Source organism: Clostridium sp. C8 (assembly GCF_001010885.1).
Lineage (GTDB): Bacteria > Bacillota > Clostridia > Clostridiales > Clostridiaceae > Clostridium > Clostridium sartagoforme.
Map to the genome: position 1 here is coordinate 302,068 of NZ_LBMX01000082.1, position 8,976 is coordinate 311,043.

The 8,976-nt window shown below is 26.2% G+C and carries 7 protein-coding genes and 1 pseudogene; 4 read left to right on the forward strand and 4 right to left on the reverse strand.

What is annotated here, in order from left to right:
* Window positions 1-160: 160 nt before the first annotated feature.
* Window positions 161-3,088 (reverse strand): type I pullulanase, encoded by a 2,928-nt coding sequence (pulA, locus tag AAT22_RS12920; RefSeq protein ID WP_047001534.1) that lies wholly within the window; start codon window positions 3,086-3,088, stop codon window positions 161-163.
* Between the two features lie 243 nt (window positions 3,089-3,331).
* On the opposite strand from pulA, the gene AAT22_RS19145 reads away from it, so the two are divergent.
* The 4 genes and pseudogenes from AAT22_RS19145 (at window position 3,332) to AAT22_RS19560 (ending at window position 5,680) form a co-directional block, all read left to right on the forward strand.
* Entirely contained in the window at window positions 3,332-3,499 is a 168-nt protein-coding gene (locus tag AAT22_RS19145) for a hypothetical protein (RefSeq protein ID WP_156174327.1), read from the forward strand.
* A gap of 84 nt (window positions 3,500-3,583) precedes the next feature.
* Window positions 3,584-3,736, forward strand: coding sequence for a hypothetical protein (locus AAT22_RS19150; protein WP_156174328.1), 153 nt, complete (start codon window positions 3,584-3,586; stop codon window positions 3,734-3,736).
* Window positions 3,737-3,832: 96 nt separating this feature from the next.
* Window positions 3,833-4,594 (forward strand): annotated as a pseudogene (locus AAT22_RS19555) (family 10 glycosylhydrolase); the annotation flags it as partial.
* A gap of 651 nt (window positions 4,595-5,245) precedes the next feature.
* A complete protein-coding gene (locus AAT22_RS19560; RefSeq protein ID WP_278279858.1) occupies window positions 5,246-5,680 on the forward strand; it encodes an LPXTG cell wall anchor domain-containing protein in 435 nt (144 codons plus the stop codon).
* Between the two features lie 45 nt (window positions 5,681-5,725).
* Here the strand turns inward: AAT22_RS19560 and AAT22_RS12930 are convergent, their stop codons facing one another.
* From AAT22_RS12930 to AAT22_RS12940, 3 genes are all read right to left on the reverse strand, one after another.
* Window positions 5,726-6,739 carry a sensor histidine kinase gene (locus tag AAT22_RS12930; RefSeq protein WP_047001512.1) on the reverse strand — a complete coding sequence of 338 codons (1,014 nt, stop codon included), beginning with the start codon at window positions 6,737-6,739 and terminating at the stop codon, window positions 5,726-5,728.
* A complete protein-coding gene (locus AAT22_RS12935) occupies window positions 6,736-7,407 on the reverse strand; it encodes a response regulator transcription factor (RefSeq protein WP_047001513.1) in 672 nt (223 codons plus the stop codon). Before AAT22_RS12935 ends, AAT22_RS12930 begins: the two co-directional genes overlap by 4 nt.
* A 160-nt stretch (window positions 7,408-7,567) precedes the next feature.
* Window positions 7,568-8,848 carry an ABC transporter permease gene (locus AAT22_RS12940; protein WP_207642013.1) on the reverse strand — a complete coding sequence of 427 codons (1,281 nt, stop codon included), beginning with the start codon at window positions 8,846-8,848 and terminating at the stop codon, window positions 7,568-7,570.
* Window positions 8,849-8,976: the final 128 nt, after the last annotated feature.

Consider the following 8,976-nt stretch of genomic DNA (forward strand, 5'->3'; position numbering starts at 1 on the left):
GTTAGTTTTGTGCAGCAAAATAACCTAAATTTTTTCATTCTTTCATTTATAAATTGCTTTGCAATTTATATCATAACCTGTTACCTGTTACTTTATTCCAAAAACTGTGAACTGTGAATTGTGCGCTGTGAACTATATAAATTGCTTCGCAATTTAACTCTTATGAGTATAAAATCATAATTGAATATGATTTTAATCTAGGAATTTCTGATGTTTTAACTTTCTTTAATACGTCTATACCTGCCTTATTAGAATCAGCAATTATGCTCCAATCTTCATTTTGGAAATTTGGTATATATTGCTTTATATCATAATTATCTATTGAAGTTCCATTGTACACGACTATTAAATCATTTATGTCTTTTTCTATACTATTAAAATTTTTAAAGTGCCACTTTATTACTCCAGCATTTTCGTCTCCGTTTAAAAATGAGATTTCAATATTGTTTATTTCTTCTCTTGTACTTAATTTAAAAGAATTAAACTTTTTTCTAATATCTATAAGCCCTTTTATATAATTAAATACACTAATATATTTTGCTTTATCCCTCCAAAATATAGCGTTTATATTGTCTGGACTCTTATAGCTGTTATGATCACCATTTTTGGTTCTTAATAACTCTACTCCTCCTTGAATAAATGGGATTCCTTGAGCTGTCAATATTATTGATAAGGCTAGTATATTTCTTCTCACTAAATTATTGTCTAAAATATTTTCTTCTGTTATTTTTCTATAATCCTCAGCTTTTATATTTTGTGTTAAACTTTTTTCTATTTGATCCCAAAGGGTATAATTGTCATGAGCATCTACATAATTTATACTTTCTCTTGGATTAAGTGTCAGCGTATTTATTGATCCTTTTAAGCCCTCTATTATGCTCCAAGCAGTAGCTCCATCATGTGAGTTTCCATTAACAAATCCATTAGAAGGGCTATTATTTCCTCTTATAAAGTCTCTAAATATATCATTAAAAACAGAAAAATCTTCCCCTCTTTGACTACCTTTATGTGCTCCATTTGTAAGAGGTGAATTTCCTCCTTTCCATGGTTCACCATAAATTAATATATTATCATCGATTTCTTTACTTACTTTTATTACTTCTTTAATTGTATCTATATCAATTAATTCCATAAGATCAAACCTTAATCCATCTATATGGTAATTCTTGAGCCAATGTCTTATAGAATCAATTATAAACTTTCTTACCATAGGTCTCTCAGTTGCTATTTCATTACCACACCCTGATCCATTTGTAAATCTTCCTCTATAATCAGTTCTAAAATAGTAAGATGGAACTATATTATCTAACCCTCTAGTTTCTTGCATATGATTGTAAACTACATCCATAATTACTCTTATTCCATTTTTATGAAGTACCTTTATCATTTCTCTAAGCTCTATTATTCTTGAAATTGGATTATATGCATCGCTTGAATAACTTCCTTCTGGAGCATTATAATTTTTAGGATCATACCCCCAATTTCTATTTCCATTTTTATTAGATTTTCTCTCATCAACAGATCCAAAATCAAATATTGGCAACAAATGTACATGGGTTATCCCAAGTTCTTTTAAATGATCAACTCCTGTTTTTATAATAACTTTTCTATTTTTATCTTTATAAGTTGTTCCTTCTTTAGCTAATCCTAAATATTTTCCTCTTATTTTTTTATCTATTCCACTATCATCACTTATAGTAAAATCTCTTACATGAATTTCATATATTATAGAATCTTCCTTTCTTAAAAGCTGTGGTCTTTTATCAAACACCCATCCTAGAGGCATTGATTTAACATTGTTTATATCTATTAAAAATCCTTTTTCTCCATTTATTCCTACCGATACTGCATATGGATCTACTGCATAATTTATTTTTATATATTCTTTTCCTTTTCTATCTATATCTTTAAAATAAATTTCATATAAATAAAATTTATATTCACTACTTTTCCTATCTATATTTACATAATAAGTCCCACTTTTATTATCTTTTTTCATTTCGTATGAAATTTTCGTATTTTCATTAGTATCATACCAATTTTCATATAGACACAAATTTATTTTGAAAGCTGTTGGAGCCCAGATTCTTAGGTGAATTTTTTTTTCATCATATACAATTCCCATATCATTTTCATGATAATAATATTTATCTAAGTATCTTCTCATTGTAACCTTGCATGGAAGAAAGGTGTTATTCGCTCTTATTTCAATTAAATCACTTGGATTTATATCTAAATTTAAATCCATAAACTCTATTTTTTTTGATAATTTATCAATTATATATTTACAATTTTCTTTCTTAATTCCATTTATATAAATATAAAATTTTGTTCCATCTATTGGAGCTTTGGATAAAAAAGCTGTTATATTATCATTATTATCCATTAGTGCTATATCTATTTTAGGCTTTATATATTCAATCACATCTTCTAAATTTGTTATAAGTTTGTTTTCACCATAAATAATATAACAATTTTTAATTGATTCAGGTATTTCAAAGGTTGCTGTTTGCTCTGACCAATCATTTCCCCAGTTGTCTCCCCAAGCTCTTCTTCTTGCAATTATATTTTCTTCTTTAACAAAGGCACATCTTCCAAAATCATTTTTTTCTTCTAATTCTATCGCATAGGACTTCCCATAATTTGAAAAACTCCAGAGATCCCATTTATATCCGTTACCGCAATAATCACCATCACTTTTTATAAAATGTATTAATGTATCTTTTACTTCTTTTAGAATTATTGGGAACTCTCTACATGCTTCTTCACCTGTTATTTTATCTAAACACGTCACTTTAATTGATTTTTTTTCTTTTAAATTTTTACTAATTTTAATTTTATTATTTATTAATGTTATATCTTTTCCTAAATAGTCAATTTTCCAATTAACATCTCTTATTTCTTTTATTCCAAATATAGATTCTTTTAATGCTATTAATTGTATATCTTGTTCTAAATAAAACTCATTACATGATGCTTTTATCTCTAATGAATTGATATTATTAATTTCTTTATTGTATCTTTCTTGTACTTTTAAAGAGTTGTCATTGTTTATATCATTATAATAAATACCCTTATAATCTATCATTTTTTCAACTCCTAAAATTCTTCTATTATATTTTATGCTCATAAATAATTATTGCCCCTGTATGTCTTATTATAGTCACTATATCATTCTATTAATACTTTGAAGTTAACTCTTAAAAGATATTTGAAAATTAATTTCATTTTTTCTAAATAATATTGAAATATAAATTCTTTTGCGTTGCAATATTATTAACTTGTAAACTTTTATATAAAAGTATTATTATTCATTATTTAGGAGATTATTATGATAAAGAAAAAAACTTTGACTTTATTTTTACTAGCTAGTATTTCAAGCCAAGCCTTCACTTGGCAAAACTCATTTGCAATGAACAATGAGTCACCTTTATTTAATTTTAAAACTTATAACTTTGCCACTGGAGAAGTAGAGTACGATGAAAGCACTCCAGTATAACTTTATAAAAATGGATCTCAAGTAACTATTCCAGATGAGTTTGTTAATCCAAAAGAGCAATTTAGAACTGCCTGGTTATCCACTGTGGTAAATATTGATATTTCTGATGTTACAAGTGATCCAAATTTATCTGCTGAAGAAGAATTTAAAACTGAACTTTCTTCAATTCTAAATAAATTTGAAGAATTGAATTTAAATGCTGTTACTTTTCAAGTAAGTCCTATGCTTGATGCTTAGTATCCATCAGATATTGCTCCATGGTATCAATATCTTCATAAGGGTGGAAGTAGTTATACATTCTAAGGCAAGGATCCTGTTTTTAATGGATTTGACCCATTAGAGTGGTTAATATCTGAAACTCATAAAAGAGGTATGGAATTCCATGCTTGGTTTAACCCATATAGAGTCACAAACAATGTTGATAAAAGATCTATTACTGAAAAGTTAAACGAACTTGCAGAAAATAACGTTGCTAGAAATAACCCTGCTTTAGTTTATGAATTTCAAAATAAGCTATTTTTAGATCCAGGTAAACCAGAAGTTATTGACTATGTTGTTTCAAGAATAGAGGAAGTTGCAACAAAATATGATGTTGATGCAATTCATTTTGATGATTATTTTTATCCATATAAGTATACTGATAATGGTAAAGATATCTTTTTCTATGCACAAGATTTAGATAAGCAAACTTTCCTAGATTATAATAGGGGATTTGGGGAATACACTGTTGAAAATGCTGCTAAGTGGAGAGAAAATAATATAGATCTTTTAATTAATGCAGTAAAAAATAAAGTTACTACTATCAATATGAATGAAAATAGATCTATACAATTTGGTATTTCGCCATTTGGAATATGGGGACATGCAGAAAATTATTCTGAGGGTTCTAATACACCAGTTGGATCCACATCAAGTCTAAGAGATCAATTTGCTAACACAAGAAAATGGGTAAAAGAAGGATTAGTTGACTATTTAACGCCTCAGATTTATTGGGCTTTTAATACTGCTGCTGCCCCATATGGTGAATTACTTAAATGGTGGGATGATCAATTTAAAGGAGTTAGCAATTCTCATCTTTACATTGGACACCCTAATTATAAATATATAGATGCGTCTTGGGATAATAATTTTAAAAATCCATATGAAATAGCTAATCAATTAAGATTTAATCAAAAATTTGAAAACGTTAAAGGAAGTGCTTTCTTTTCTTTTGATAAACTTCTACCTAAGACTGTTGTAACTTCTGGTGATAAATTTGATATATTAAATCATGCTAATAAAATTTTACAAACTAGCTATTTAAACTTACCTGCCAATGTTCCTGGAAAGCCTTGGCTTGATAAAATAGAAACTCTTCCTGTTACTAACGCAAAATATGAAATTAAAGATAATACAATTAAGCTAAGCTGGGATGATAGTAATAGTGATAGTAAATTTTATTGTATTTACAGACAAGAAGGAAATTTAGATACAGTTGATATAACCAATCCTAGGAATTTAGTTGCTCGTTTCGGAGTAAAATCTGGTAGAGAGTTTATTGATACTAATATAGATTCTACTAAAACTTATACTTATGCAGTTACAGTAATAGATAATGCTTCTGTAGAAAATGACGCTAAAATATTTAATAAAGAAACCTTAGATAATGAAGCTGCTGCGCTTCCTGTTATAGAAGCAATTAATAAAATTCCATCTTTAGATAAACTCACATTAGATGATGAATCAATTGTTACTGCTGCTAGATCATTGGTTAAAGCTTTAAACAATGATTTATATGTTACTAATTTAAATGTATTAATTTCTGCTGAAAATAAAATAGAAGAGCTTAAGATAGAAAAAATTAAGCAAGAACAAATATTAAAGGAAAATGCTGCTATTTCTGCAATAGACAAGCTTCCAACTTTAGAAACTTTAACTTTAAAGGATGAAGATGTTATTAAAGCTGCAAGAAATTTAGTTACTATTGCAAATAATGATTCAGCAATAACTAACTTAGACAAGCTTATAAAAGCTGAGGCCAAAATAAAAGAATTAAAAGAAAATTCTACTAAAAATCCTGTTGAAGAAAAAAATAATAATGGTAATAAACTTCCTACTACAGGAGGAAAAAATTCTTCAATATTATTGAGCTTTGCATCAATGCTTACTATAGCTGGGGTAAGCTTATTTAAAAAGAAATAGCTATAATTACAAAGGACAAGTTTTACTTGTCCTTTGTTAAAATAACTAATTAAATAACGTGAACTTACCTATTGGAAATACTATTTCAACTTGCGTTCCTACATTACTCTGTGATTCTAATTTAATACCTAATCCTAATTTTTCACACAAGCTTTTGCATAAATATAAGCCTATACCAGTTGACTTACCAAATATCCTGCCATTTTCTCCTGTAAATCCTTTTTCAAATACTCTATTTATATCCCTTTTATTTATTCCAATTCCATTATCTTGTATTATTAAAGAATTACTATTTACATTAGCCTTAGTATATATTCTTATTTCTCCTTTTCCCTTTTGTGTATATTTTATTGAATTTCCTATAATTTGATTTATAATAAAACTTACCCATTTTATATCACTAAAAATCATTATATCTATTTCATTAAGCTTCAAAGCTATTTTTTTATTTATAAAATCCTTAGAGTTATTTTTTATTGCTATTTTAACAGCTTCTGATAAATTAAATTCTTTTATAATATAATCCTTACTTATATCTTCGCTTTTTGAATAGTATAGTACTTGTTCTATATATCCTTCTATCTTTTTTATCTGATAAGATATTTTAGATGAATTTTCACTTTCTCCATTTTCTAATATTAATTTAGTTGAAGCAATTGGAGTTTTTATTTCATGAACCCAAGTTTCTATGTATTCTCTATATTCTGCTTGCTTTTCCTTATAGTATTTAACATTCTCGTTCATATTTTTATTTGTTTCTTTTAAAGCATCATAAACTATTTTTCCCTCTAAAAATTCAGGCTCTTCAATTACTTCTGGGAGTAAGTACTTTTTATCTAAATTTTCTAATACAGAAATCATATTTTTATAAAAGCTGTTTTGCTTAAAATATTCAGCAAAAATATTTATAAATAACGGTAATATCCATGTTGAAAATATTAGTACAACAAACCAGTTATTTACACCCGCAACAATTAATGTAATTGCTACAATAATAAATAAGAAAATATTTATTATTATTCTAACTTTTCTATCTTTAATATATTCTAATATATTCATGGCATTATATATCCTAATCCTCTTCTAGTTTCTATAATATTACTTAATCCTATTTCTTCAATCTTCTTTCTTAATCTAGTTACATTTACTGATAGGGTATTATCATCCAAAAATAAGTCTGATTGCCATAATGCATCCATTAATGTATCCCTTGAAACAATTTTACCTCTATTTTTTATTAAATATGCTAAAATCCTAAGTTCATTTTTTGTTAATTCTATATTATTAGAGTTATATGATATACTTCCATTTGCAAGATTTAATTTTAAATCCCCATAATTCATTATTTCTTCATTACTATTTTTACCATAACTTCTCTTTAATATTGCAGACACTCTAGCAATTAGTATTTCAGTATTATATGGCTTTGTAATAAAGTCATCTGCCCCCAAATTCATACTCATAAGCTCATCAACTTGACTATCTCTACTTGTAACTACTATTATAGGAACATCTGATTTTTTTCTTACTTCTCTACATATATAATACCCATCATAAAGAGGAAGATTTATATCAAGTAAAATTAAATTTGCATTACTTTTATTAATATATTCAATTATATTTTCAAATGAATCTGGTGCTTCAACTTCATATCCATATCGTTCCAAATATGTCTTAAGCTCCACTCTTATGAACTCTGAATCTTCAACTATAACAATCTTATACATTTTTCACCTCTATAATAAATTTTATTATTACATAATTTATTAATATATTTATTATATACCAAAACTTACTATTTATAATATAATCTTAAATTATTTCCTCCTATAATTTATATACTATACAATATCAAAAAATAGCAACCTTGTTAGGCTGCTATTTTTCCTATTTAACTATATTTTTGCATCCAGTGTATGTCGCATAAAAATATCCTGCATAAACTGATACTAAGGTAAATAAAGTAACAAATGATGATGCCCCTATGCTTGGCTTGTTAAATAATATTATAAAATCATTTATAACTCTAATTCCTACTATTGAATGTACTATGGCTAAAATAAGAGGAATCATAAAGTATATTAAAGTTTGTTTAAATATAGTTTTATTTATCATCTTTTTAGATGCTCCAATTCGCTTAAGTGAACTATATCTTTCCTTACTATCTGCAGCCTCTGATAATTGCTGTAGTGATAGTATTGCAGCACTAGAAATTAAAAATACTATGCCCAAATATATTGTTATAAATAATATTATGGTTGTCATACTTCTATTGCCAGTATAAATTTGATTTCTTGTATAACCTAATATGAAATCAGTATAATCGTCGCTTGTATAATTTTCACTCATAAAATCCATAAATAAGTCAACATATTTTTCTTCATACTTATCTTCTGGATAATTAACATTTAAAATTGACCTTGAAGGGATTAATTCTCCGCTAAAATCATCTGGAACTATAACAGTAAACATATTTCCTGATACTTGGTCAGTATAAAAAGATTCTACTATTAATTCTGAATTTGCTATTTTATACTCTTTATTACTTAAAGTTATAGTTTTTTCATTTTTAATAAACTTATTGATTTCTTTAATTTTATCTACAAACATTGAAGAAATTAAAACTTCATCTTTGTTTAAATATACTTCTTTTTCACCTCTAAGATTTAAAATATTATTATATTCTGATAGCTTTATAAATTCAATTTTATTGTCTCCAAAGGTTCTTACATCTTCTGATTTCTTCATATAATCCTTAAGAATATCCTCTAATTTCTCCTTTGAATTATATTCTGTATATATTACATATCTTTCATCTTCATTAAATTTAAAATTTAATTTATTAAGATTTTCTTCTATATTCTTTGAATTAGATTTTTCATCCAAATACATAAATGCTGATGCCGAAAATGGTGTTGAATCTTTCAAACTATTTTCTAAAGCATTCTTAAAACTAAGACCCGTTGAAAGTGTTGTTATAGTTAAAAATAACATTAATGAAATTACTGTCATAGATACAAAATTAGTATTAATCTTACTGCTTATTTGTCTTAACACAAATATATTAAGCTTTTTAAAATAGATCTTCTTATTTTTTTGAACTATATAAATGCTAAAGCCACCTAAACTTATAAAAAATAGCAATGTTCCTATTATTCCTAATATCAAAGAAAAAACAAACTTACTATCTTCTGGATTTAATCCAGCCTTAATAACTAAGTAATATGCTACTGATAAAATAATTATTGATATTATAAATATTATAATATTTATAATTCAGACTGCTGACAAAGTAT

What these genes read in the sequence shown, in the direction of transcription:
- pulA (WP_047001534.1), bottom strand. Translation starts at nt 3,088, where the DNA reads ATGATAGATTATAAGGGTATTTATTATAATGATATAAACAATGACAAC.
- AAT22_RS19145 (WP_156174327.1), top strand. Translation starts at nt 3,332, where the DNA reads ATGATAAAGAAAAAAACTTTGACTTTATTTTTACTAGCTAGTATTTCA.
- AAT22_RS12930 (WP_047001512.1), bottom strand. Translation starts at nt 6,739, where the DNA reads ATGAATATATTAGAATATATTAAAGATAGAAAAGTTAGAATAATAATA.
- AAT22_RS12935 (WP_047001513.1), bottom strand. Translation starts at nt 7,407, where the DNA reads ATGTATAAGATTGTTATAGTTGAAGATTCAGAGTTCATAAGAGTGGAG.